The sequence below is a fragment of the Pseudomonas sp. TWR1-1-4 genome (assembly GCF_049897165.1).
GTDB classification, from domain to species: Bacteria; Pseudomonadota; Gammaproteobacteria; order Pseudomonadales; family Pseudomonadaceae; genus Aquipseudomonas; species Aquipseudomonas canadensis.
On record NZ_JAFCVS010000002.1, the window covers coordinates 492,174 to 514,952 of the forward strand.

At 55.3% G+C, this 22,779-nt stretch carries 28 protein-coding genes; 9 read left to right on the top strand and 19 right to left on the bottom strand.

Going from position 1 to position 22,779, the window contains the following annotated elements; translation table 11 throughout:
• Nucleotides 1-18: 18 nt before the first annotated feature.
• On the bottom strand, nucleotides 19-918 hold the full coding sequence (gene lpxO / locus ACP7C6_RS06870; RefSeq protein WP_122726845.1) for a lipid A hydroxylase LpxO: 900 nt from the start codon (nucleotides 916-918) through the stop codon (nucleotides 19-21).
• A 292-nt stretch (nucleotides 919-1,210) separates the two neighbouring features.
• Between lpxO and ACP7C6_RS06875 the strand changes: the two genes are divergently transcribed.
• On the top strand, nucleotides 1,211-1,597 hold the full coding sequence (locus tag ACP7C6_RS06875; protein WP_426108473.1) for a TIGR03067 domain-containing protein: 387 nt from the start codon (nucleotides 1,211-1,213) through the stop codon (nucleotides 1,595-1,597).
• Between the two features lie 8 nt (nucleotides 1,598-1,605).
• On the opposite strand, the gene ACP7C6_RS06880 is transcribed toward ACP7C6_RS06875, so the two are convergent.
• Nucleotides 1,606-2,418 (bottom strand): class I SAM-dependent methyltransferase, encoded by an 813-nt coding sequence (locus ACP7C6_RS06880; RefSeq protein WP_068933462.1) that lies wholly within the window; start codon nucleotides 2,416-2,418, stop codon nucleotides 1,606-1,608.
• A 154-nt stretch (nucleotides 2,419-2,572) separates the two neighbouring features.
• Here ACP7C6_RS06880 and ACP7C6_RS06885 point away from each other — a divergent pair, with 154 nt between their 5' ends.
• Nucleotides 2,573-3,811, top strand: coding sequence for an MFS transporter (locus ACP7C6_RS06885; RefSeq protein ID WP_028616044.1), 1,239 nt, complete (start codon nucleotides 2,573-2,575; stop codon nucleotides 3,809-3,811).
• 402 nt (nucleotides 3,812-4,213) lie between these two features.
• Nucleotides 4,214-4,423, top strand: coding sequence for a hypothetical protein (locus tag ACP7C6_RS06890; RefSeq protein ID WP_426108474.1), 210 nt, complete (start codon nucleotides 4,214-4,216; stop codon nucleotides 4,421-4,423).
• Nucleotides 4,424-4,426: 3 nt separating this feature from the next.
• Here ACP7C6_RS06890 and umuC read toward each other — a convergent pair whose 3' ends face one another.
• The 3 genes from umuC to ACP7C6_RS06905 form a co-directional block, all read right to left on the bottom strand.
• On the bottom strand, nucleotides 4,427-5,701 hold the full coding sequence (gene umuC, locus ACP7C6_RS06895; RefSeq protein ID WP_426108475.1) for a translesion error-prone DNA polymerase V subunit UmuC: 1,275 nt from the start codon (nucleotides 5,699-5,701) through the stop codon (nucleotides 4,427-4,429).
• Nucleotides 5,694-6,119, bottom strand: a complete 426-nt coding sequence (locus ACP7C6_RS06900; protein ID WP_100490742.1) for a LexA family protein — start codon at nucleotides 6,117-6,119, stop codon at nucleotides 5,694-5,696. Before ACP7C6_RS06900 ends, umuC begins: the two co-directional genes overlap by 8 nt.
• Before the next feature lie 97 nt (nucleotides 6,120-6,216).
• On the bottom strand, nucleotides 6,217-6,426 hold the full coding sequence (locus ACP7C6_RS06905; RefSeq protein WP_426108476.1) for a hypothetical protein: 210 nt from the start codon (nucleotides 6,424-6,426) through the stop codon (nucleotides 6,217-6,219).
• A gap of 82 nt (nucleotides 6,427-6,508) precedes the next feature.
• Here ACP7C6_RS06905 and ACP7C6_RS06910 point away from each other — a divergent pair, with 82 nt between their 5' ends.
• The 3 genes from ACP7C6_RS06910 to ACP7C6_RS06920 all read left to right on the top strand — a co-directional run bounded on the left by ACP7C6_RS06910 (nucleotide 6,509) and on the right by ACP7C6_RS06920 (nucleotide 9,851).
• Nucleotides 6,509-7,252: an SOS response-associated peptidase family protein gene (locus tag ACP7C6_RS06910; RefSeq protein ID WP_426108477.1), complete on the top strand. Its 744-nt coding sequence runs from the start codon at nucleotides 6,509-6,511 to the stop codon at nucleotides 7,250-7,252.
• A 372-nt stretch (nucleotides 7,253-7,624) separates the two neighbouring features.
• Nucleotides 7,625-9,250, top strand: a complete 1,626-nt coding sequence (locus ACP7C6_RS06915) for a methyl-accepting chemotaxis protein (RefSeq protein WP_068936675.1) — start codon at nucleotides 7,625-7,627, stop codon at nucleotides 9,248-9,250.
• An 88-nt stretch (nucleotides 9,251-9,338) separates the two neighbouring features.
• On the top strand, nucleotides 9,339-9,851 hold the full coding sequence (locus ACP7C6_RS06920; RefSeq protein WP_426108478.1) for a GAF domain-containing protein: 513 nt from the start codon (nucleotides 9,339-9,341) through the stop codon (nucleotides 9,849-9,851).
• 32 nt (nucleotides 9,852-9,883) lie between these two features.
• On the opposite strand, the gene ACP7C6_RS06925 is transcribed toward ACP7C6_RS06920, so the two are convergent.
• The 14 genes from ACP7C6_RS06925 to ACP7C6_RS06990 form a co-directional block, all read right to left on the bottom strand.
• Nucleotides 9,884-10,408, bottom strand: a complete 525-nt coding sequence (locus ACP7C6_RS06925) for a lysis protein (RefSeq protein ID WP_426108479.1) — start codon at nucleotides 10,406-10,408, stop codon at nucleotides 9,884-9,886.
• On the bottom strand, nucleotides 10,405-10,830 hold the full coding sequence (locus ACP7C6_RS06930) for a structural protein (RefSeq protein ID WP_426108480.1): 426 nt from the start codon (nucleotides 10,828-10,830) through the stop codon (nucleotides 10,405-10,407). The genes ACP7C6_RS06925 and ACP7C6_RS06930 overlap by 4 nt, the downstream gene beginning before the upstream one ends.
• A gap of 60 nt (nucleotides 10,831-10,890) precedes the next feature.
• Nucleotides 10,891-11,097, bottom strand: a complete 207-nt coding sequence (locus ACP7C6_RS06935) for a hypothetical protein (RefSeq protein WP_426108481.1) — start codon at nucleotides 11,095-11,097, stop codon at nucleotides 10,891-10,893.
• The gene (locus ACP7C6_RS06940) at nucleotides 11,090-11,449 is read right to left on the bottom strand and encodes a hypothetical protein (RefSeq protein WP_426108482.1); all 360 of its coding nucleotides are present in this window, start codon (nucleotides 11,447-11,449) and stop codon (nucleotides 11,090-11,092) included. Before ACP7C6_RS06940 ends, ACP7C6_RS06935 begins: the two co-directional genes overlap by 8 nt.
• Nucleotides 11,449-11,760: a hypothetical protein gene (locus tag ACP7C6_RS06945; protein ID WP_426108483.1), complete on the bottom strand. Its 312-nt coding sequence runs from the start codon at nucleotides 11,758-11,760 to the stop codon at nucleotides 11,449-11,451. The genes ACP7C6_RS06940 and ACP7C6_RS06945 overlap by 1 nt, the downstream gene beginning before the upstream one ends.
• 594 nt (nucleotides 11,761-12,354) lie before the next feature.
• Nucleotides 12,355-12,834: a hypothetical protein gene (locus tag ACP7C6_RS06950; RefSeq protein WP_426108484.1), complete on the bottom strand. Its 480-nt coding sequence runs from the start codon at nucleotides 12,832-12,834 to the stop codon at nucleotides 12,355-12,357.
• A gap of 539 nt (nucleotides 12,835-13,373) precedes the next feature.
• Nucleotides 13,374-17,078 (bottom strand): TipJ family phage tail tip protein, encoded by a 3,705-nt coding sequence (gpJ, locus tag ACP7C6_RS06955; RefSeq protein ID WP_426108485.1) that lies wholly within the window; start codon nucleotides 17,076-17,078, stop codon nucleotides 13,374-13,376.
• A gap of 60 nt (nucleotides 17,079-17,138) precedes the next feature.
• The gene (locus ACP7C6_RS06960) at nucleotides 17,139-17,282 is read right to left on the bottom strand and encodes a hypothetical protein (protein WP_426108486.1); all 144 of its coding nucleotides are present in this window, start codon (nucleotides 17,280-17,282) and stop codon (nucleotides 17,139-17,141) included.
• 233 nt (nucleotides 17,283-17,515) lie between these two features.
• A complete protein-coding gene (locus ACP7C6_RS06965) occupies nucleotides 17,516-18,118 on the bottom strand; it encodes a tail assembly protein (protein ID WP_339550717.1) in 603 nt (200 codons plus the stop codon).
• Between the two features lie 480 nt (nucleotides 18,119-18,598).
• A complete protein-coding gene (locus tag ACP7C6_RS06970; protein WP_426108487.1) occupies nucleotides 18,599-19,075 on the bottom strand; it encodes a hypothetical protein in 477 nt (158 codons plus the stop codon).
• Between the two features lie 75 nt (nucleotides 19,076-19,150).
• A complete protein-coding gene (locus tag ACP7C6_RS06975; protein ID WP_426108488.1) occupies nucleotides 19,151-19,648 on the bottom strand; it encodes a KilA-N domain-containing protein in 498 nt (165 codons plus the stop codon).
• On the bottom strand, nucleotides 19,645-19,863 hold the full coding sequence (locus tag ACP7C6_RS06980) for a hypothetical protein (protein WP_426108489.1): 219 nt from the start codon (nucleotides 19,861-19,863) through the stop codon (nucleotides 19,645-19,647). The genes ACP7C6_RS06975 and ACP7C6_RS06980 overlap by 4 nt, the downstream gene beginning before the upstream one ends.
• Complete coding sequence (locus ACP7C6_RS06985; protein ID WP_426108490.1) at nucleotides 19,860-20,783, bottom strand: BRO-N domain-containing protein; 924 nt, start codon at nucleotides 20,781-20,783, stop codon at nucleotides 19,860-19,862. Before ACP7C6_RS06985 ends, ACP7C6_RS06980 begins: the two co-directional genes overlap by 4 nt.
• Entirely contained in the window at nucleotides 20,764-20,928 is a 165-nt protein-coding gene (locus ACP7C6_RS06990) for an Arc family DNA-binding protein (protein WP_426108491.1), read from the bottom strand. The genes ACP7C6_RS06985 and ACP7C6_RS06990 overlap by 20 nt, the downstream gene beginning before the upstream one ends.
• Nucleotides 20,929-21,040: 112 nt before the next feature.
• Between ACP7C6_RS06990 and ACP7C6_RS06995 the strand changes: the two genes are divergently transcribed.
• The 3 genes from ACP7C6_RS06995 to ACP7C6_RS07005 are packed head-to-tail and all read left to right on the top strand — an operon-like array spanning nucleotide 21,041 to nucleotide 22,767.
• Nucleotides 21,041-21,550: a helix-turn-helix domain-containing protein gene (locus tag ACP7C6_RS06995; RefSeq protein ID WP_426108492.1), complete on the top strand. Its 510-nt coding sequence runs from the start codon at nucleotides 21,041-21,043 to the stop codon at nucleotides 21,548-21,550.
• Between the two features lie 60 nt (nucleotides 21,551-21,610).
• A complete protein-coding gene (locus ACP7C6_RS07000; protein WP_426108493.1) occupies nucleotides 21,611-21,910 on the top strand; it encodes a hypothetical protein in 300 nt (99 codons plus the stop codon).
• A gap of 53 nt (nucleotides 21,911-21,963) precedes the next feature.
• Nucleotides 21,964-22,767, top strand: coding sequence for a hypothetical protein (locus ACP7C6_RS07005; protein WP_426108494.1), 804 nt, complete (start codon nucleotides 21,964-21,966; stop codon nucleotides 22,765-22,767).
• Nucleotides 22,768-22,779: the final 12 nt, after the last annotated feature.

Sequence of the window (22,779 nt, forward strand, 5' to 3'; positions counted from 1 at the left end):
GCGCCCGCACAGCGAAACTCAGATCAGCAGGAAAATCGCCGCCAACCCAGCAAAGATCGCCCATTTTTCCAGGTAGTAGCGCGTACGATTGCGCTTTTTCAGCTCTTTACCACGCAGACGAATCTTGTACAGGCGCGTGAACGCGCGGTTGAGCCCACCGGTCTTGTCACCGTCATCGTTGGGCGAACCTGCAGCCGCCATCACGTTACGGCTGAACCAGCGGTTGAACGCAGCGGCCCATCGGTACTTCATCGGGCGCTCGACGTCGCAGAACAGAATGATGCGGTTCTGCTGCGTGGTGTTTTCGGCGTAGTGGATGTAGGTCTCGTCAAACATCACCGGCTCACCGTCACGCCAGTAGTAGTTTTCGCCGTCCACGTTGATGTAGCAGCCGGGGTCATTCGGGGTATCCAGGCCCAGGTGATAGCGGTACGAACCGGCATACGGATCACGATGGCGTACCAATTTGGAACCGGGTGGCAGTTCGGCGAACATCGCGGCCTTGATCGAACCGATGCTTTGTACCAACTCAGTGGTGCGCGGGCACAGCTTCATCGCTGACGGATGGCTGTCGCCATACCATTTCAGGTAGAAACGCTTCCAGCCGGACTTGAAGAACGAGTTGAAACCCACGTCGTTGTATTGGTCCGAGCGCTTGATCTCGCCGGCACGCATCAAGTTCTGCCCTTCCAGGCGGATTTCTTCCCAGTGTTCCTGGAGCGGGCTCAGGTCAGGGAAATCGCTGGGCGACAGATACGGCCGGCTGGGCAGCTTGGAGAAGAGGTAGAGAAAGCAGTTGATCGGCGCCAGGAAGGTCGAATGATCACTGAGCTGGCGGCCCAGCTTGTGCCGTACCCGGCCACGCAGGTGTACATACGCAATCGAGGCAACGTAGAGAACAACAATGATGAGTTTCAAGAGATTTCGTCACATGTCAGAAGAGAACAGGCTGCTCCTGCGTGCCCACAACGGCCGAGGTTGAATAGCAGCACCTGAAATCACGATTCACACAATCGGCTCGACCGGCTCAGTGACAACCCGGTTCGTGGCCCTTTGCTAGTTATTTAGCCACAGGTTGTAACTAAAAGTTAACTAGGAATTGTGAAAAGCTGTCTTGTGAATGTGATGCGCAATCAGCACTCAAATGATAAAAAGGGCGCCGCTTTGGCGTCGCCATCGACGATTTATCCTTCAGCAAAATGGAATTTGTATGTCATCCCTTGCAGACCCGGACTTTCAAGCCCTCCAAGGTGCGTGGGAGCAGACGTCACTCGAAGACAGCGGCGTGCTCAATCCCATCGATGCCCACAGCGCGCCTGGCGCGATCACCACGATCAGCGGCGACTGCTTCGAAGTGAAGACTGTCAGCGGCGAGGTGTTGCTGGCAGGACGTTTTTTCCTGGACAGCAGCACCGTGCCAAAGAGCATTACCTGGATTGACTCCATGGGAGATGACGCAGGCAAACACTTGCCCGCCAGCTATCGCCTTGACGGTGATGAATTTGCATTCATTGCAGCCGACGAAGGTATGCCCAGGCCGACCATTTTCAGTACGGGCCCAGGGCAAACCATGCGCACGTTCCTGCGACGCTCCTGAAAAGTCCTTCAATCGGCACGTTTGGTGGCAGTCAACGTAAAACACATCGGCAATTGCGCAGGCTGCTGCTCGTACTGGTCGTACACCTCTTCACGGTTGGAATGCGGATACTCCTGCAGGTGGCTGATCTGCAACTGTGCGCAGATCGCGGCAGTGATCACGTCGCCCAACGTGTGCACGTACCAATAAGAAGTCGGCCCAGCAACCTCGCCCTGGCCTTCGTAGACAATTGACTCCTGCAGCACAAACGGCTCGCGCTGAAAGTAGGAACTGGCCGGCAGGAAAGGGTTCGGCGCCCGTGGATCAAACACCTCCAGGAACGGATGGGTTTCATACATCACCAAGGTGCCACCTGGCTTCAAGGTGCTGGCGACATGGCGCATGAATTGCCCCACATCCGGCATCCAGCCCAACACGCCAATGGTCACCAAAGCGATATCGAAGCGCGCCTGCAACTCTTGCGGCAACTGGTGGATATCACTTTCTATGAACTCAGGGTTGTGCGGTGAGACCTCGGCCAGTTCACGGGCCTGTTGCAGAAACGCACGGGATTGATCGACGCCCACCACTGAACGCGCGCCCAGGCCATACAGCGAAAGGCTTTCGCGGCCATTGTTGCAGCACAGTTGCACCACATCCTTACCGTCCACCCCCACTTCCTGCAGCACGCCGGTCAGCGTGGGGTCCAGGCAAGAAAAGTCAGCCGCGCCGACACTGTTGAGCAACGCGCTCCAGGTGTCAGTGGTTTTGTGCAAGTTGGCGGATTGGTCCCAGGCGTCCTTGTTGCTGGCAATCGCCTGTTGAGCTGAAGGCATGTCCATTGCTTCTCCAAGTATTCACGAAAGCGGGTGTCAGAAAATAAGCCAAGTGCCCTCGGATTAAAACCCGAGAAGCGCACGAAACTTAACGCAGGCTCTACAGGTCATTAACGCAATGCGTGTTCAGCCCTTGAACGCCATCTTCGAAGACCGCGCCGTGGCCAAACACTCCGATCTGCGCAACACCTTGTCCTTGGACAGCCTGAACTTCTTCCTGGCGGATGTGCGCGACGGCCTCGGCCCCTATCTGGCCATTTATTTGCTGGCCGTACACAAATGGGACCCGGCCAGCATCGGCGTGGTCATGACCCTGGCAGGCATCGCTGCCCTACTCACCCAAGGACCGGCGGGTGCACTGATCGACCGCACCCGCAGCAAGCGCGCGGTAGTCGCATTGGCCGCCATCGTGGTGACAGGCAGCTGCCTGCTGCTGCCCTTTGTCAGTTCCTTCAGCCTGGTGGCGTTGACCCAAGCCGCCAGCGCCGTCGCCGCGTCCGTGTTCGCACCGGCCATCAGCGCGATCTCCCTGGGCATCACCGGGCCACGCGCGTTCACCCGCCGTACCGGGCGCAACGAAACCTTCAACCACGCCGGCAATGCCGTGGCGGCGCTGTTGGCCGGTGGCTTGGCTTATCTGTTTGGACCGGTGGTGGTGTTCTACCTGATGGCGTTTATGGCGGTGGCCAGCGTCATCGCGATCAGTTGCGTGTCGGCCGAAGCGATTGACCATGAAGTCGCCCGGGGTTTTGACCCGGAGCATCACACCGACCACGAACAACCCTCTGGTATCCGCGTGTTGCTCGCCAACCGCCCACTGTTGCTGTTCGCCATCTGCTGCGCTCTGTTCCACCTGGCCAACGCCGCGATGCTGCCGCTGGTCAGCCAGAAACTCTCGCAGATCAACCTGCAGATGGCTACGCCGCTGACGTCGGCATGCATCGTCGCGGCGCAATTGGTGATGGTCCCGATGGCTTGGCTAGTCGGGCTCAAGGCCGACACATGGGGACGCAAACCCTTGCTGATGGCTGGCTTCATGATCCTGCCGCTGCGTGGCGTGCTCTACACGCTGTCCAGCGATCCGTACTGGCTGGTGGCCGTGCAGATGCTCGACGGCATCGGCGCCGGGATCTTCGGTGCGCTATTCCCGGTGATCGTCAAGGACCTGACCCAGGGCACCGGACGTTTCAACGTCAGCCTGGGCGCCCTCTCCACCGTCTTCGGCCTGGGTGCGGCATTGAGCAGCAGCCTGGCCGGTTTCGTGGTGCAACAGGCCGGCTACAACGCGGCCTTCCTGACTCTGGCCGGCGTGGCGGCGCTGGCGTTGGCGCTGCTGTGGCTGGCGATGCCGGAGACCTTGGCGAAACCATCCTTCGCCGGACATACAACTGTCGCCTGACATATGCGACAATGCGCGCCAAATTCCAACACACATCCAAAATTTTCTGCTCAGCGACCGGGTTTCGCGCCTTGATGTCGCTGTTGACGCATGCCTGAAGGCTCCTGCCGCCACGCTCGCAACCCATTGATAGGTAAAGTAATTGATCTCCACAGCTAACATCACCATGCGGTATGAAACGCATTCTGATGATTACTGGTGATCAGTGTTTACTGGGCCAAGTCGTCATGAGTGATCAACCATAACGCCCCCAAATGCACCCGTTGGTCCCAAAACTGGTCCCAACGGGCAAATTTCGTCCCATGCCGAAACTGCATAACCCTCCTCTGGCGTCCTGCCGACCTACATCAAATCCCAAGCTTCCGCCGGCTGCTAAGCTGTTCACTCAAAAGAGGAACAAGCATGCCAAATTCAGACCTTCTACCTTCACTGCTCTCCAAGTTTTATGAGAATCAGCTAGCCCTAGAGGCATCCATCATGGAGTTAACAAATTGGGTGGAGCAGCGCGGCTCCGCTGAAGTCGCCGAGAACATCCGGGGCGCCCTGCACACCATCGACGAGAACGAAGAGTTCATCAAACTGACACTGGGCGTTCTGATGTCGCCTGAGTGATTGCTACTTGCAGGCAATCGTCCACAGCTGGTCAAGCTTTGTGGTGTAGCTCTGGCTCATCATCTCGCGCCGCATAGCCCAATCAGGATTGGTAGGCACGCTGGCAGACCGCAGTGTTCCCCTTCCCCAACGATCATTGATCTGATCCAGCACCGACATTACCCGCGTGGCTTCTGCAGGCTGCGAAACCGCGAACAGATCATCGGTGTACTCGCCAGGCTGGTAGAGGTTCAGCAGCATCACCTCGGCCTTGCTGTACTTGAATCCTGGCCGGAATATGCGGTCGAGCGCATCAACGGCAGCTTTGGTGAGTAGCCGAACGTCATCGGTTGGATACGGCATATCCACCACCACCCCGTTCGCATACTTCGCCTCGTCCGGGTTGAACATGCCGGTGCGTATGCAGACGCGGACCTTCTTGCAGAGCGAGTTCTGGGCGCGGAGCTTTTCAGAGGCCCGCATCATGTAGGTGGCCACCGCCTCTTTGATAGGTGCCAGCTCTGTCAGCCGCTTGCCGAACATCCGACTGCAGCAAATTTCTTGCTTTGGCAGATCGGGCTCATCCAGTTCCAGACATGAGGTACCGGCAAGCTCGCGCGCCGTCTTCTCGATGACAACGCTGAATTTCTTACGAAGCGTCCAAGGATCGGCTTTCGCCAGGTCCATTGCGGACTTAATGCCCAGGGCGTCAAGGTGAAGCTTCATCTTCCGGCCACCCCCCCAAACTTCAGATACGCCCGTATTGCGCAGAACCCAATCACGCTTTATTGGGTCAGTAATGTTTACGACTCCGCCGGTCTGAGCCTGCAAGCGTTTAGCCGTATGGTTTGCCAGCTTGGCTAGGGTCTTTGTACTGGCGATGCCGACACCAACGGGAATGCCGGTACAACGAAGTACTTGGGCTCGGATCTGTCTGCCGAGCGCGTCAAGTTCACCGATCCCAGTGAGGTCGGCGAAGGCTTCGTCGATGCTATAGATCTCGACGGCGGGCACCATACTCTCGATCAGCGTCATGACCCGCTCACTCATGTCCCCGTACAGGGCGTAGTTTGACGAAAACGGGACAATGCCGTTCTGCTGGAGCTTGTGCTTGATCTGGAAATACGGTTCGCCCATCTTAATGAAAGGCTTAGCGTCGTAGCTTCGGGCAATGACACAGCCATCGTTGTTGCTGAGCACCACGATAGGCGTCTTGGCCAGGTCGGGCCTGAACACTCGCTCGCAACTGGCGTAGAAGCTGTTGCAGTCGATCAGCGCGAATACCGGCGGATTAGACATGGCTGCGTACTGTGCTGGTAATCACACCCCAGATAGACAGCTCGTCGCCTTCCAACACATAGCGTGCCGGGTACTTAGGGTTTTCGGATAGCAAGATCACTTCCTTGCCACGCTTGCACAGGCGCTTGCACATAGGGTCATTGTTGAGCAACGCCACCACGATATGGCCGTGGGCCGGCTCAATGGATCGGTCCACCACCGCCAGGTCACCCTCAAATATTCCGGCGCCCTGCATGCTTTCGCCGGTGATCATCACCAGGTAGACATGCGGAGCCCTGATGTTGAGTACTTCATCCAAGGAAATATGCTGCTCGATATGGTCGGCCGCAGGGGACGGAAAACCGGCCGGTACGTGAAACGAGCAAAAAGGCAGTTTTACGCCGCCGCTGGCAATTGGACCCAGGATGTTGAAGCTCATGGTGCTGCCTTATACAAACACTGTACGGACGTACAGTTAATATCGTAGAAGGGTTTGCGGTCAATTTCGTGTAAGAAATATCTGACAAGCGGGCGCTTCAAGCTACCTCTTCGGTGTAGGAGGTACTAGCTTCCTCCACCAGCATGAGCCACTCCCCAGTGTCGATAATTCCGCGACTTTTGAGGTCGTCAGTCATGGCCAGGCGGGTCTCGTACCTGTACTCAGGCGTCCCGCTGACAAACGCCGGGTCATCATCAAGGGCAAGCCATGCTCTAAGTTCGCTTATCTGTCGAATATCGAAGGTCATGACGAATCGCACACGTAAACGTCTACCGTGTAGAGATGGGCGGCAGTGAACCGTTCCAGGCACCCGACGTGTGGAGAAGTCTATGTGTGGCCGATTCGTGCAGTACGAGGGGATGGCGATCTATATCGAGGAGCTGAGCCCTCAGATCGAGCTTTTCAGTGGCTACGACGCAGAACCTATAAACCGGTTCAACGTCGCACCGTCGACGCGTGTGCAACTGCTGCACAGCAAAGAGGATGGGTTGCACATTGACGCTGTGCATTGGGGGTGGGCGCCCTTCTGGGCCAAAGGCAAACGGCCTGACCCGATAAATGCTCGGGTAGAAACCGTCACGACTGGTAAATTTTTCAAACAGCTTTGGCCGACTGGCCGTGCGATTGTGCCTAGCGAAGGCTGGTATGAGTGGGTCAAAGACCCGGACGATCCGAAAAAGAAGCAGCCATATTTCATTCGGCTCAAAAGCAGAAAACCGATGTTCTTCGGAGCACTTGCCCAGGTACACCTAGGCCTTGACCCGCACGAAGGTGACGGTTTCGTCATCATCACTGCTGCCAGCGATCAGGGCATGGTTGATATTCACGACCGCCGCCCATTGGTTCTTACTCCGGAGCACGCCAACGAATGGCTTGATCCTGATATTTCGCCTGCACGCGCGGAAGAAATCGCAAAGGACCTATGCCAGCCCACTGAAGAGTTTGAGTGGTTCCCTGTTAGCAAGGCTGTGGGCAACGTTAGGAACCAGGGCTCAGAGCTTATTGAACTGGATCTATCCGCTGAAAAACCACATGACGAACACGACAGCGGTCACCCAACCAAGGGTAAGTAGAAATGAAAGACCTGCAAGCCGCTTGTCCATAGTGCTCTGTCCAAATCCAAACGCCCCCAATACGACAGCATGTCTGGAGAGTCCTGCCATGTGCTGTGCTTGTAAATGCTCGCTTTTAGCATGGCACGCCCCGACGTGCCGTAGCCAAAAAAATGGTGAACCGCACATAGCGAGCGCACACAAAATTACTTAGCGCGCAATTATTTAGCACATCTATCATTCTAATACATTTTATTGCATACCTCGTTTCAGGTATATGCCTGCAAGCTGCAGCTGGAAGTCACTGTGCCGCATGAAAATGCTGCCTGCGTTCGTGATCCTTGAAATTACGTGGAAATGCCACGCTACTAAATCCGGCCCTCGGAGGCCTAAATGAAATTGAGATCCTTGAGTATCGCGCGGCGAGCTTTCGTCTGTTTTGGCTTAATCACATTCCTACTGATCAGCTTGGCGGGCTTCTCTTATCTGCAAATTGATCGGCTACGCGCTACAGAACAGGCCATTGAGCAAAACTCCCTTCCAAGCATTCAGGTCATTGACGATATTCAGATCGCCCTCCTCCACGCCCGTCTTGAAAGTATCCGCATGCTCTCAAGTACCACGGCAGAGGTGCATGATTTCTCGCTGTCAAAGGTCGAAGAAGCTATACAGACACTTCAGGTGAAGACTGATTTCTATCGTGCACATTTGATGTCTGGAGAGCAGGACGAAATCCAGTTCGCGAAAGCCAACCAGGCTATGAATGCTTACGTCGACGGCCTCAAAAAAGTAATCGCTTTGGATTCATCTGATCATGATCAGGCTGTGAATTTTGCCAACACAGAGCAGGCACAAAGAGCTACGGCCTATCAAGAACAGCTGGCACTACTGCGAGAGCAAAATGCACGCCAAGCCGTGGTGTCTGGAGTAGACGCGACCGACGTATATAACCATAGCGTAAGAGTCCTGGTAGCAGTGCTGATCGTTGCATTTGTCTTAACCATAGCACTGGCGATCTTGTTCACTAGGAGCATCGTAAGTCCAATCAGTTCATCACTTAAATTGGCGGAAAAGATCGCTGCTGGCGACCTTACCCACGATCTTGATGTAACAGGTTCAGATGAAGCTTCGCGATTGATGCATGCGCTGAATCTTATGCAGAAAAATTTGCGACACACAATTTTAGAAATCTCGGGAGCTTCAACCCAACTGAGTACCGCGGCCGTCGAAATGACCTCGATCACTGAAAGCGCTGATCGCACACTTCAGCAGCAAAATAGCGAAATCGAGCAAGCTGCTACCGCGGTAAATGAAATGAGTGCGGCTGTTGAAGAGGTTGCACGTAACGCCAATTCCACATCTGAAGCAGCGATGCAATCAAGCATATCTGCAGATCTCGGCAATCAAAAAGTCACTGAGACCTTGACAGCGATGCGCGGCTTGACAGGCTTGGTTGAGGTGTCATCAGATCAGGTGAAAGAGCTCGCAGACCAGGCTCAAGACATTAGTAAAGTTCTGAGCGTGATCAGGGCGATTGCTGAGCAAACCAACCTACTCGCTTTGAACGCCGCAATAGAAGCGGCTCGTGCAGGAGAACAGGGTCGCGGTTTCGCAGTAGTGGCAGATGAAGTTCGTGCGCTGGCACACCGAACGCAAACATCGACGCAAGAAATTGAACAGATGATATCCACGATTCAAGCAGGCTCTTCTGCCGCGGTCGAATCTATGCAAAAGAGTACATCCGAGGTCTACAGCACGCGAGATACTGCAGAACAAGCGGGCCAGTCGCTGCGGCAAATTATTGATTCCGTGCTCGAAATTAACGATCGGAATATCCAAATTGCAACCGCATCCGAGGAACAAGCTCACGTCGCGCGGGATGTTGATCGTAGCCTGATAAGCATCCGCGACCTTGCAGTGCAGAGTAGTGAAGGCACCCGCCAGACGCTTACAGCGAGCAACGAGCTTTCTCGCTTAGCCGTTAACCTAAACGATTTGGTTCTTCGATTCAGGACGTAGTAAGTCGGCCAACCACAATTTTCGGTTGGTAGAAGGATCTCTCAGACGCCAATGCCGCGCGCCCAATCAAATACAGCACAGGTGGAATATGAATAAGCCCGAAATCAGCTTGCACTCTGTGCTGAATTTAGACGAGCGTTCAGCGTTGGCTGAGATTGAAGCTATCACTAGCATTTTAAAGCTTGTAACACGCCTGACCCGAATGCGATTTGCCGGGATCGCGAAGTTCACCGAAACAGACTGGGTCGTATGCTCAGCTTACGACCCGATGCATATGGGGATAGAGGCTGGTGATACGCTAGAGCTGGAAATCACGCTTTGCAGCGAGCTCCGCAGAGATCCTAAGGCACTTTTTATTCCTAAAATCAGCGAAGACGGCAGATATTCAAGTCGTGCGGTGGTTAAACGGTATGCGATAGAAAGCTATGCAGGTGTTCCCATCTTCCTTCCCGATGGGCAGCTTTATGGGGCTCTATGCGCGCTAGATTCGTGCTCGATATTATTTGAAGACCCTGAGTTGGAAGAGACGTTAGCTTTATTTGCAACGTTGATCGGATGCGTTTTTTTCACTACCCCCCCGCTGCTGAATGAATCCGAATAATACGCCTTATCTCACATTCGAGCTTTTGAGTTTCAATATGAGTGTTTGATAGCTCGGACGTAATCTTGGCATGCTCGTAACGCTATCAAGCCGTTATCACCTTCATCAGTTATGGCGATAATTCGTTGAGCATGCGCTGGGTCAAGTTGGGCTCGACGGGCTGCATGAACCACGCCGACGGCGCTGGGGGTGGCAGGCACGCTGCAGCCAATGGCTGAATCCGTGGCGTCGAGAAGGACTGACAGCCGCACATCAGCAGTGGCAAGGCGATCGCGCAGAAGAGCCTGCTTGCGTTGTTCATTGGAAAGCTCCAGGGAGTGTTGTTGGTCGGCAGCGCTCGCTCTCTGCTCGGTGGCCAAGCGCTTATCTTGCTCGGCATTTTGCTGGCGCCATGCCTCGCTGGTGATGGCATCAAGGGCTTTCTGGTGCACCGCGCTCTGCTTCGCGAGCTTCTCGTCCATCCGCAAGTCTTGTATCTGCCAGGTGGCGCCGGCGGCGGCGGCCATCAGCACCAGGATCAGCACCACCAGACCGGCCAGCTTCTGCACCGGCGTCATGCCAGCGCCCTCCGCACGCCTTCGGCCAGCACCGCCACTGGGTAGGCATACCCAGCATTCTCATGATGAATGATCGCCTTTACGAAGCCAGCCATCACCGCCGGCCGGGTCAGGTCAACCTCAGCACCTGGCCGGGTGCCGGTGTTCGCCTCGACGGCGCGCACGTAGGCGTCGGTGTCGTTCTCCACCGACGGCGCCCACCGGCTTATGATCGCCTTCACCGTCTTCAGGCCGTGCTTCCGCTGGTAGGTCAGCAGCACTTTCCCCAGGGCACGGATGCCGTTCTCCGCCGTATCGAACCGAGCAAAGCGCTTCTCGACGGCAGGATCTGGCTTGAGCTGGCCCTGCCATTGATTGGCCGGGTTGTAGTCGATGTTGCCGGGGTTTCGGTTGCGCACCCCGCGGGTTTCGGCATTCGGCATACTTTTCTCCAGGCGAAAAAAAACCGCTCAAGGCGGCTGGTGTGTTCGGGCATCAATGAGTCAGGCGTCAGCGGCTACAGCGCTGATGGTGTCTCGGGCGGCTTTGCGGCCCAACTTGATATCGTCAGGGACAGCCTGCCCCGTCTCTATCTGGCGAAGGACGTACCAGTCGGTATCCCGCAGATAGCGGCGCGCCTCTTCAGCTGAAACTTCTTGCGCGATATCGGCGGGAGTCTTGATCTTTTCCAGCTTGCTCAAGTCAATCATTCAGTTGGCTCTCCAAGGGTGTTTGTTCAATCTCTATGGCAGGCGGCGAAGTATCCGGAAAGCTGACCTGCCCATTGAGCACGCTCAATACCAGCGGCGTGGCTGGGTTTCTGAGCTCTTCAGGACTGTCCCATTGGACGGGTAGGCGAATGGTGATACGAAGCTCTCCGTCTACACGCTCTACGTAATCTGATTCGACAAACCATTTATTGCCAACTGCTGCACCGGGCAACCGATATCCTTCAGGGATGCCGGAAAGGTCAACATTCTCGCCGTTGATTTTGATTACATCGCCGCTCACCGACGCCTTGATGGGCCAGTCAACGAGGTCTGGCCATAGAGTGATTCGCATTATTTCCACCTCCCTTCAGCTATGTAGCGCAGCGTGAATGTTTGAGCAGTGGCGCCGTTTCGAACATAGGCCGTGAACGAAGTCACCGAAGTCGCGACTGGGAAAATAACGCCGTAAGCGTCGACGCTTGTCGCGGGCTGAGCTGTCACTGACAGGCCGTCTATGGCCTGAAATCCGGCAGGCATGGACTGTATAATTGCGCCAATGCTGTTTGCGGCTATGACCTGGCTTGAAGTTATGGTGCTCATCATTCGCATGGCGCCACTCGCAAACTTCTGAATCGCCACCCCGCCAACGACGGTACGGCTCATCAGCCCTCCTGCGGTCTGCGGATCCAATGTAGCGTTGGATAGGGTTGCATCCTCTACCCATGGGCGCCAACCGCCCTGGAGCGTTCGAGTGAACTTGCGACCCGGAATCGTTCCTGCACCGATGCTTTCAGTGGCCGTTTGAATGCAGCTTGTCCCGTCGAGTAGGTCGGTCTGAATGTACCATCGGCGCTGAACTGAGCCGCCCCCAAGGCTCGGATAGTTCGCGGCCGCGCACTGGTCGTCCGTGCCGCTGAAAACGCCCCGAGTCCCCCCAAGGAAGGTGACCCCGTTGGCGTTTGTGATTGCAACCGGTGGGCCCAGGACGCCACCAGAGCCCGGCACAAGAAGACAGCCGGCGGAGATATCAACGTTAGACGCAGCAGGCACAAGGCCGAGAGACAACCTTGCCTCGGGAGCCGTCTTGCCCCCCGTGCCTCCCCTGCTTACAGCCAACGGAGCAGCATTTGTCGGAAGGCTATCGTAAAGTTCCTGGGTCATCGCGTTGATCTTCATGCTGGCCACTCTCGGCGGATCACCGCCAAGTCCTTGCGGCGGCGTGCCGAGGATGATTTCTTGTCTTGCCATGCGCTTCTCCTACATCACCATCTTGGCGGTCATAGTTGTTATCCCCAGAGAAGTAGTGTTGTATCCAGGAATATAGATTACGGCCGCAAGCATACGACTGTTGGGGTAATCCCAAATCATTTGTAGATCACTTTGTTGCGGTAATGACCGAATAACAGGCATGCTCAATGTGTTGATTAAAATAAACTCGTTTTCTGTCATGGTGAAGGGTGCAGCAAAGTACACAATACTCTGCCCCTGAGCGGTAGTACCGCTCCCAGCGTAAGCCCAAGAGGAATTATAGTTTGCAAATAAAGCAGTTGGAGTGCCGCTGTCAAACAATACCGTTCTCCCTCCATCTCGCAGCCTAAGTCCATAATCGCTTAAAATCTCGGCACCGAACCCCGCAGCGAAATACCGGCCATTTGGCCGAATACTATTGTTATCGTATGCCCGCACCTTAAAGCCAGTCCACGCACCCGAGCTGCCTAAAACCTCAGCCTGAGTCATGCCTATCTGCCCGCCAGCGGAGTCGGGCCTTATAAAGACAAAGGGAGGCCACTGCGATGTTATCGTGAACGGGAAATATGTTACGGCGTAGAGCCCAGAGTTATTGGCGTACCGTCCTTTGCATATAACAGACAGGCGCGTGAACTCAGAATCAATGACAACCCTGTTATCTGCCGAGTTTTGAAACGTCAAACCAAAAGAGTCCTCCACTTATTTAAACCTCACTACAATAAGAATCATAGCGGTCTGGCTGACCCAGCTAGCAGGGTACGAATACCCCTTCATTACTCGCCAAACTCTTACGCCACCGTTGACCACCTCGGGCTCTAATTGACTATCAGTACTATAGTTAATTGGTCCGGCCGGCATGCAAAAAACAGCAGCATTTGCAGGCGTTACTCCGGCCACTACCACATCAAAGAAAGACCCTGTTGGCGACGTCGCAGGATTTACTATCGCGCTATAAACGACTCTGCAAGTAAACGAGTTTTCATCAAGCTGGACCGCGCCATCCTCGCCCTTTACACGCATGCCATAAGTCATACTGAAAGCCTCCCCACCGTTACCCGATCAACATCATTCGCATCGAAGACCGTGAGGCCGTCGTTGTTGAGCAAGGTGGAACCCGTCGTGCCTGCGCTTCGCAGCGTGAACGTCCCCGCCTTGACGTTGATCTCCAGCAGCGGACGCCCCTTAGAGTCGACAGCCTCAGACCTCAGCGTCATACCCAGAATGATTTCCCGGATGAAGGCCATGCTGATGATTGCTTGATTGAGGACTACCTGGTTGTTCTGCACCACGAACATTGGCACCAGCTGACCGCTGACCTCATCGACCACCGCAAATCGCTGCGCGAATATGAGGAACTCCGCCTGCTCTCCATCCGATCCGAACGCAAACCCCGATGCGACTTTTTTGCCCCCAACAATCGTCTCTGCCTTGAAGGTCACCATCGACGAAACCTTCCCGTCAGTGGTGGCCTGAGCCTTACTGACCACCTCGATAGCGGCAGAGTTATCGCCTGATGCGACTTGTACCGTTTCGATTTTCTCGCCCAGCGCCTTGTCCGCATTGGCCAATGCAGTGGCCTCTAACTTGAAAGCGGCCTCATTGCTGTCGACCTTCGCCCCTATTGTCGTGACTTTCTGAGCAAGGGCAGAGGTAGCCGTTGCGGCGGTGGTAGCAACATCAAGAATGCTGGCAGCGTTCTTCCCCACCTTGGCCTCAACAATGTCGGTCCGCTGTGACTGAGCAAAATCTCGCTCAGCAATAACAGACATCAAAGACCAGGCGCCGGCGGACGAAGTGCTGTCGCCGGCACTGCCCTCCTCCGAACCTGCAGAGTCGGACTTCACCAAAGCATAAACCCCATCCAATTTCTCGGCGGTTGCTGCGACCTTCCCGTCGACCTCGGTGATAGCGGCCTTGTTCTTGCTAATCTCCAGGGCCATGGCTGCGTTGGTTTCGGCGATGGTGCCCAAGTTGAACCAGTATTTCGCGTTCGGCGGCGTCGTATTGACCGGTACCGCGATGGTCGCCTGAAACAACTGCTGTCCCACCCGGACCATGTCGCCCTTGGCGTAGGTCCTGGATGGAACATATTCCAATGCGTCGACCACTTCCGAGATCAGGTCTTCCAGCTCCTGCTTGGCCTTCTCCAGCCGATCGTTGACCGAGCCAGGTCCATTGCCAGTGATCAGATCAATTTCTTCACGCAAGCTCTGATACAACGCACCCTTGCCGATCTTCCCGGCGAAGTACTTGTCGTATTCAGTCTGGTCCGAGCTGGCCCGGCCATTCACTGCACCGGGAATAGGCCAGAACGGCCCAACGTTGCCGGTGCGGTCCACCAGGCGGGCCCAGAAGTAAAGGCTCGCACCCGCCAGGATGTTCTGCATCTCATGCTTGGCCTGCGGGTAGCTGAAGTCACTCAGCTTTTTCGCGGTGGCCAGATTCGGTGACTGGCTATACCAAAGCTCCGATCGTTGCGTGTCCTCCGCACCAGGTGGAAAGCCCCATTGAATGCCAATGCCATAGACCAGGCTGGTGGTGGTTAGGAACGAAACCGCAGGCGGCAGGCCGACCTTCCCTTCTAGGTTGGTTAGGTTGGAGCTTTTCCAGATCGAAGATATCTCGAAGGCGCTCACCGACCGAACACGGGCCAGGTAGGCGCCCGAGTAAATACCGGTGACGTCAATACTCGTCGAGCCCGTCCGCTGCACCTTGATCCAGTTGCCGCTGTCCTTGCGCCACTCCACGTCATAAGCGACAGCGCCAGCCACGGCAGGCCATGAGATATTCATGGTACTGATCGCGATGCCCTGGTTCACGGCGTAGCTCGACGTCAGCGTGACGCTGGCCGGCGCCGGAACTACGGTGATCGGGATTACGCTGATCGGCCTTTCTTCCAGGCGCGCGCCGGTGTCGATGTGAGCAAATTTGCTGGGGTCGTACTGCACGGCCGAGATTTCAAACACGCCAGGCTCTGGCCGGGAAACGCTGGTCACCCGGTACAGCGGGATGGCCAGGTCATCAGCGTCGAGCGCCCACACCAGTTCACGCTCAGGCGCCACGGAGTACGCCGTGGTGACCGTGAGTTGCCGGCCGCTAACCAACTGCACGGTGCGCCCCTCGCACTTGCCGTCGGGCAAGTTGAGGATCAGGCGGTCACCGGGCTTGGCCTTGGTGTCGCGGTCCAAGGTGATGACCTTTCCGTTCACCGCCGAGATGCGCCCGCCCACGGGCCGGCCGGCCAACAGCTCATCAGCGATAGGGATTACGTAGCCAGGCAGCGGGATACGACCGTCCAGGCCGACACGGAACGTTACCGCCCGGTCCTTGGAGTTGGTGAGCAACGCCCACTTGCCGCGGCGCTGGGCCTCCGACTCACGCGTGCAGCCGATCGCGCTGATTTCAAGCGGGTTATCGCCGTAGCGCCGCTGCAGCTTCTGGTCAGTCACGGCAGTGACGTCTGTGTCGTAGTTGTTCGCCGGGTTGTCGTAGCTGACCAACGCCCTGCTGTAGCGAGTACGCTCCGATGCGCTCGAATAGGTGAACGGCTGACGCCCCTCAGTGATGACGTTCGCGCCGGTATAGGCAAAGTCGTAGTCGATAGCGCGCGGCATATCCGACAGGGTGAACACTTGGCCCTGAGCCCAGTAAGTCATGCCCCGGTAGATCGCCGAGATATCGCGCAGAAGCGACCAGGCATCAGCCTTGCTTTGCAGGTTCAGGTTGCAGATGAAGCGCGGCTCCATGCCACCTTTACCGTCGGGCACCAACTGGTCCGCATACTGGGAGATCCTGTAGAGCTCCCATTTATCGACCATCCACGGCTTTATGCGGCGGCCAAGGCCGAAGCGGTCGACGGTAGTGGTTCCGTAGGTCGCCCAGACTGGGTTATTGGTGTATGCCTCTTTCAGCGTCCCATCCCAGATACCGCTGTATGTCCGCGAAACGGGGTCATAGTTACTGGGGACCTGCCATTTACGAGCCTTGCAGCCGACTGTTACCGCTGGAATGCTGCGGAACTGCTCGGCCGAAAACTCGATGTAGAGCAGTGCGGTGTTCGGGTACCGCAACTTGGCGTCGATCACCTCCGTGAAGCCGGCGATCTGCATCGTGTCGGAGATTTTGTTGTTGTTCTGGTTGATCGTCAGTCGCGTAATGCGCATCAGCCAGCCAGAAGTAGCCTTCGGCAAATCGATGCGGCGGGTGCGCTCGTACACGCTGGTGGCCTTGCCGTCGACAGCTTCGCTAAGCACCTGCTGGTAAGCACCGCCGTCGGTTGCCAGTTCAACCTTGTACTCGATCCGGTACCCATTGATGTTCCCGCCGGCATCCACAGACTGGAGCGCCGGCCAGGCGAAGCGCACGCGCACGGCGGAAAGCTGGGTGTTGCTGATCGCCCGGACCCATGGCGTGCCGCTGCGTAGCTCAGTGCTGATTGTGGTTTCGTTCTCGACCGACGGGATCCCCTGGATATAGGTCTGGTCCACCGCACCGGTGCGCCATTCCCACTTCACGTTCGGGAAGTTCATGTTGCCCTGGGGGTCTTGCAGTGGGGTGTTGTCGAGATAGATGTCGCGCGCCGTAGGCGTGCCTTCGAACTCACCCTCACCGATAGCGATGAGCATCTTGGCAATAGCGACTGAGCGCAGACTGTCCGGGGCTTCCGTTGGCGTTTTTGGTTTGTCTTCTCCGCCCTTGGCGCCGTGGATTTCAATCTTGCGTGCTGCGCCCATGCTTTCCTCCAGGCAATAAAAAACCGCCTAAAGCGGTCATGTGCTCAATTCTTCGAAGTGTTAGTGAATCGCATGCAGCACTAAAGCAGCCGCGCCGCCGATCATCAGCGCCATTGCGCCAAATGCCAACATGACACCAGCAACGTTGGCGCCGCCTTCCGTCATCTTTCCTGTCACGGTTAGCTCCCCTTTGGTATTCTTCAAATAGTTCTCCTCATGGAATGGTCATGGGGTTGAAATAAAAACCCCCGGTACGCTGCGAACGTCCGGGGGTTTTGCTTTTCTGGCCCGGCGATCTCTCGATCATCTGCGGCTCTGGGTGTCGGTTTCCCGACTATTTGATGCTGCGTAGCCTTAGTGAGGGTTTCTGTAGTCATTAGGTGCCCAATTACCCTCACGCTCCTTTAGCAGTCTTCCCAATAAGGGAGACATAACAGCTACATCTGATCTTCGGCGTAAATCGCGGCACTGATGATTGCCCCGCCCCAGCGGCGCTCGCCGATGCAGAGCGGTACCGGATTACCGGATGCCGTGGTGTTCTTGGCGCTTCCGAAGGCGTAGCCAGGCGTGTTCTCTTGCGCAGCGCTCATCTTGAGGCCGCCAGCTTGTGGACTGAGCATTTGAATCGCGCCCCCAATGGCCATTGAACCGCCCCCCATTCCTACCGCAAGAGCCGTAGCTGCTGACCAGCCAAGTGGGTTCCACCACGCCAATGCAACGATTACCACCCCAATAATGGTTTGCAGCAAGCCCGCACGCTTGGAGCCCGTAATGACGGGGACGATCCTGATTTCTCCTTTGCCCTGAAAGCAGAGTTCGCCCTCTCCGATGTTTTTCTTTCCTCGAAAAACGGCGAACTCCAAGCCTCTGGATTTAGCATTAGAGATGAATCTCTCAAAACCAGGAATTTGAACGCATAACGCCTTTATGGCCTCGGCAGGCGTGCGCACCGATAACCTGTACTCCTTGCCAAACTGACGCAGCATTCCACCAAGACGAATAGTTTCTAGCGGTGAATATTCAATAGCCAATGCAGGCATAGCTTTTCTCCAGGTAATAAAAAACCACCCGAAGGTGGCTTCTTGGTTATCCCGCCTATTTGGCACAGGACCTCACTACATCAGTGACTCTCTCTAATGGAGATTGCCAAGTTCTGTAAAAGTGATAGCGGATACTTGAGCCGCCCTTATTCGGAATTACATCGACCAGATGCAAAGGCGACTGAGCATCCGGCGCAAGGATCGTGTAGCGATCACCGGACGTTTGCAAAATACCTCCAATACCAGCGCCTAATACCGTAGTTCCCTGCCATCCGTCACGAATGCACTCCGCTACGTCCTTGGCCTTGTGGGCTGAGGAGAGTTGAAGGATCGGTGGATTTTCTCGGGTCTCTGCCACGCTCGAGCAACCACCTAGCAGCGCAGTAAAAAGCAATGCAAGAACTCCAACAAAACGCATGACAGTCGCCCTTCAATAGTGATGAAAGAAGACAAACTAACATGCGCCTGCTGACCGTCAAATCAATGGAGGCCCTTCACTTCCATATGGCCGGCAAAGCAGAACTCAAGCAATGACCTCCAATGCTCGACCAATCCGGGCTTAGGCTCAAGGTTCGTATCGAAAAGGTTATGCACCATTTGATGGTGCCCACCAATAATGGCCATCAGTTCCTGCGAAGAGAAACCCTTATCCGCAGAAAAGTCGGCCCAGGCTTTCTTAGCTGCTGTTGCTTGGTCGACGCAGTCGCCAAGGACCATCCCTCGATCATCTCCTCTGTAGCAAGCGAACGTGAGCGCAAGCCCTCTCATCTCCATTTCGAAAGAAGTGACGCTCTGAATCAGCCCTTGAAGCGCCTTGGAGAACACCAGTTCGGAAACCAACACTGACTCGACGGGAGCAGAATCAGAAAGCAACTTCACTTCAGCAAGATCCTGCTTGGCCATAGCCTTCACTGCTAGCTTGATGCGTTCTTTAGCTTCGATCTTGCTGTAATCCATTTTGAATCCCTTTAATCTGATTTTGGTACGACGAAAGCCCCGCACGGGCGGGGTTCTTCGGGTTCGTGAGAAGGGTTACGCTGCGTCGAGCTGCAGTGTTAGTTGAAGCTGCTCCCTCCAATAGTCGACGTTATGCTCCAGGCCGGGCTTGGCCCACCGCCAGCCCGAAAGCTCTTTTCCACTTAGGCTCGCGAGCTGCTGGCCCCGCTCAAGCGCGAGACATGCGGAGTCGAAGCGCTTACGAACATCCACGTCGCCATGGAGAAGCGCGTCGATTTGCAAGTCGCACCACACCGAGAAGTCGGCGGACAACCACCGCGCAAATGCGACAGCCAACTTGGGGTGCAACCATACCCCACCGTTTCGCCCCATCTTCCGACGAATTAATGTGTCAGAGGATCCGACACATAGTCGTTTGGCCAGAGCCTCCAGGTATTCAGACGTGGTCGGGAGCGCGAGCCAGTGACTTGGCCTTTTGCCAAAGTTCTTTGATATCGCTGTCGCATTCAGCCAGCCATCCGCGCTGAGTTGCACCGGATGACCTTCGTAATCAAACGGAACGATATTGCTCATGCTATTTTCCTCCACTCGACCGAGGCTGCTGCACCAGGATTGAAGCCGTCGAGCGGCATCAGGCTTTTCTCGCTGACCGAGTAGCGCTTGCCCTCGACCAGCATCAGCCAGTTTTCTTCGATCTTGCGGATCAACTGGCCGGAGCGACCGACCAAATTTGGCCGCTCCGGTGTCAGGATCAAGGCGCGACCGCCAGCTTTAAAGGTGAAGTTCATGCTGCCACCCTCCACTTCACTTTCTCCATCGCCGCTAGGGCAAAGTCGAACAGCGTCGCAGGTGGCACATGAAGACCATTCGATCCAGTGACGGCCGCCAGGAACTGAGTCGGCGACATCACGCAAGCGTCGAACGGGACAGGCTGAACCTGACGCTTGCCAGAACCGTCAGTGAAAACAAGGTAACGCTGGTTTTCCGAAAGGTCGGTCGGGATGACGACAGATTGGTTACCGCCCTTCGGTAAGTATTCGCCCTCGATCGCGTAGCTCGCGACGAAATTGCAGGCTGCATCCATTTGGTCGGCGGGGATCAGCTCCATGCGCGGAACATCGAAGCGAGCGTGAAGTGCGGATGCCAGCTTGGCAGTAGCGCTGCGCTGATGCTCAGCATCAAGTTTGGCAACACGGCATCGCATGACGTTGCCAAGCCGAAGGGCTCCGACCTTGCCGAGAAGTTCATCAACCATAGGCGTCATAACGCTCTGGGTGTCTTCATACCGGCCGTGCTTACGGATCGCAGGAAGAACCTCAGCGGTCACCCATTTTTTGAAGCGCTTGGCTTCCGCCTTACGACTGCGCAGGATTGCCGAATAAAGGCCGGATTCGTTTATGACCAGCATTTCTTGGTCGCCGCCAGGGGTACGCACAATCTGCGTACCCTTTTCGTCTTCGTCCAAGTTTCGACACATGTCACCAGCAATACGGTATTCCAGTGCAGACGACACATCGGCGGCAACGAACCACGGCTGATCATTAATCAGCAGCGTCCGTACCTGTTGCTTGCCAAATTTGAAAGGGATGACATTGGATGTAGCTGTGCTAATATCGCTCATGACGATTTCTTCCTCGAAGTTGATCTCGTTAACCAAAGCCCCGTCGCCTGCCAGCGCTGGGGTTTTTTTATGCCTGCTGTTTTTCATCGTCCTGCTCCTGCTCAAGGGACTTTCTCAGCCGGAATACGATTTCGCCGCTGAGGCTACGGCCGTTTTCAGCCGCCATCATCTCAAGCTTCTCTCGCATTTCGCACAGCATCCGTACAGCGGTAGTAATTTTCAGGGCTTTCATAACGTCTCCTTATTTGCGTTTTGTGAGTTTAGTGCTTTTTGTGACTTCGTCAAACAATTTTTGCTTTTTGTGCGTTTGCTGTACGCTTCTAGAGACATATAAGGGGGTCAACATGTCGACTGATTTTGCTAATCGGCTCATCTCACTCCGAGGTGAAAAAAACTTTACGCAGCAACAGCTTGCGGATGCCATTGGCATTACCCCGTCGCAGATTTCTCGCTACGAATCTGGCCAGGCAAACCCTAGAAGAACCGTCCTCTTTAAGTTAGCTACGGCCCTTGGCGTTACAGTCGCGGAACTGAGCCCGGATCAAATCCTTCAAGTCGTTGTGGATGAGCGCGAAACAAGCGATCCGTCATTCAAACTCCGACAGCAAATGTTTGATGAGCTAGCGGCAATGGATGGAGAGGAAATTCAAAAGATAAGGGCAGATGCTGAGGAAGCAGGAATTCCCTTTGAAAAATACGTCATGGACAAAGCTGAGAAAAACTTCATCCAGATGGCCAAAAAAGCCACGGAGTCTGGCGACATAGCCACAGCAGGTTTCTACAACGTGTTCGCCCGAATCTTGTTTGGCACCAAAATGAAGCTTGTAGACCCTAATGAAGATCCCGATTCGTAAGCAACACCCCCAGCCCGGCCCGCCGCGCTTCTTTGAAGTCACCAACACTGAGTAGTCGCTATGAAAATGCTCAAATCTATTTCAACCGCATGGCGTAATCGCCCAAAGAAAACCTGGACCGAACTTAACGACTGGGCGCTAGCCCTCATAGGCGTACCAAGCTTCATGGTAGGCTTGTTCTATGGGATGGTTGTTAAGAAGGTAGCGCCGGAACTGGTCGATCTTTCACAGATACACGGACTCCCTCTCGAGGCCATTCTGGCGTTTCTCTTCTTGGGCGGCCTAGCAGTGAGCAGTTGGTATTTTCTATACGTCGCACGGCGGTGCAGCCAATTGCTTTACGAGCGTAACTTCAAGTAATCGAAAGCCTAGCCCGGCCCGCCGGGCTTTTTTCCGCTGCCAAGGAGAGGCGCATGTCGATTGCAATTTTTCAGCTTATCGTCACCACAAGTATATTCGTCAGCTCCCGCTTTGGGTCCCGTGTGTTGCTTCTCGCATGTATTGCGTGGACATTATTCACTCTGGCCTTTGTCTACACATCTCCGCTTACCGCGCTGCAGTTACTGACGATCTGGGGTAGCTACTGGCTGTGCAGCTCTGCAACGCCAACGACCGAAAAAGAACCATCCACTCAGCTAGAAAAGATCAGCGAATACGCAGCCTCAATTAACGATAAGCTGACGGTGCGTCAGTTTGTGATGCAAGCAGTACGGCCGCTGAATGTAGCAATTCACCAAGAGCGACTCGTTATCGAAACGTCGCTCGAAAGCGCCAAAAATCAGCTTATGATTAATAAAGATTTCGCCCAAAAGGGAGCTGAGTATCAGGCTCTATTTGAGGAGTCTCACGCTCGCTTTTCGGCTCTGCTAAAACCAAGCAGCACTGAAGCCAAATCCCTCGTAATGCTGCCAGACTTCGAAGGTATAGCCGTGCCAGATTGCGAGAGGTCTGCATTAGCGTTAAACGAAGAGATTCGCTACTTACGCGAAGAAAGAACCAAGTATCTCGACTGCGTGCGCAAAACCGTCCTAACAGACGCCCAGCTTCTGGACCTGTTTGAAAAGCGCCTACGTAATCACAACGCAGCAGTCGTATGGCAGAAAGAGTTCTGTCCGTCGGTAGGCAAGCCATCTGACGGCAGTAACCACCCCAATCGGCGAAAAACCTTCGGACAACTGCTGACCGCACTCCAGAGCCCTCCTTTGCCTAAAGATTAGCGAGATAAAAAA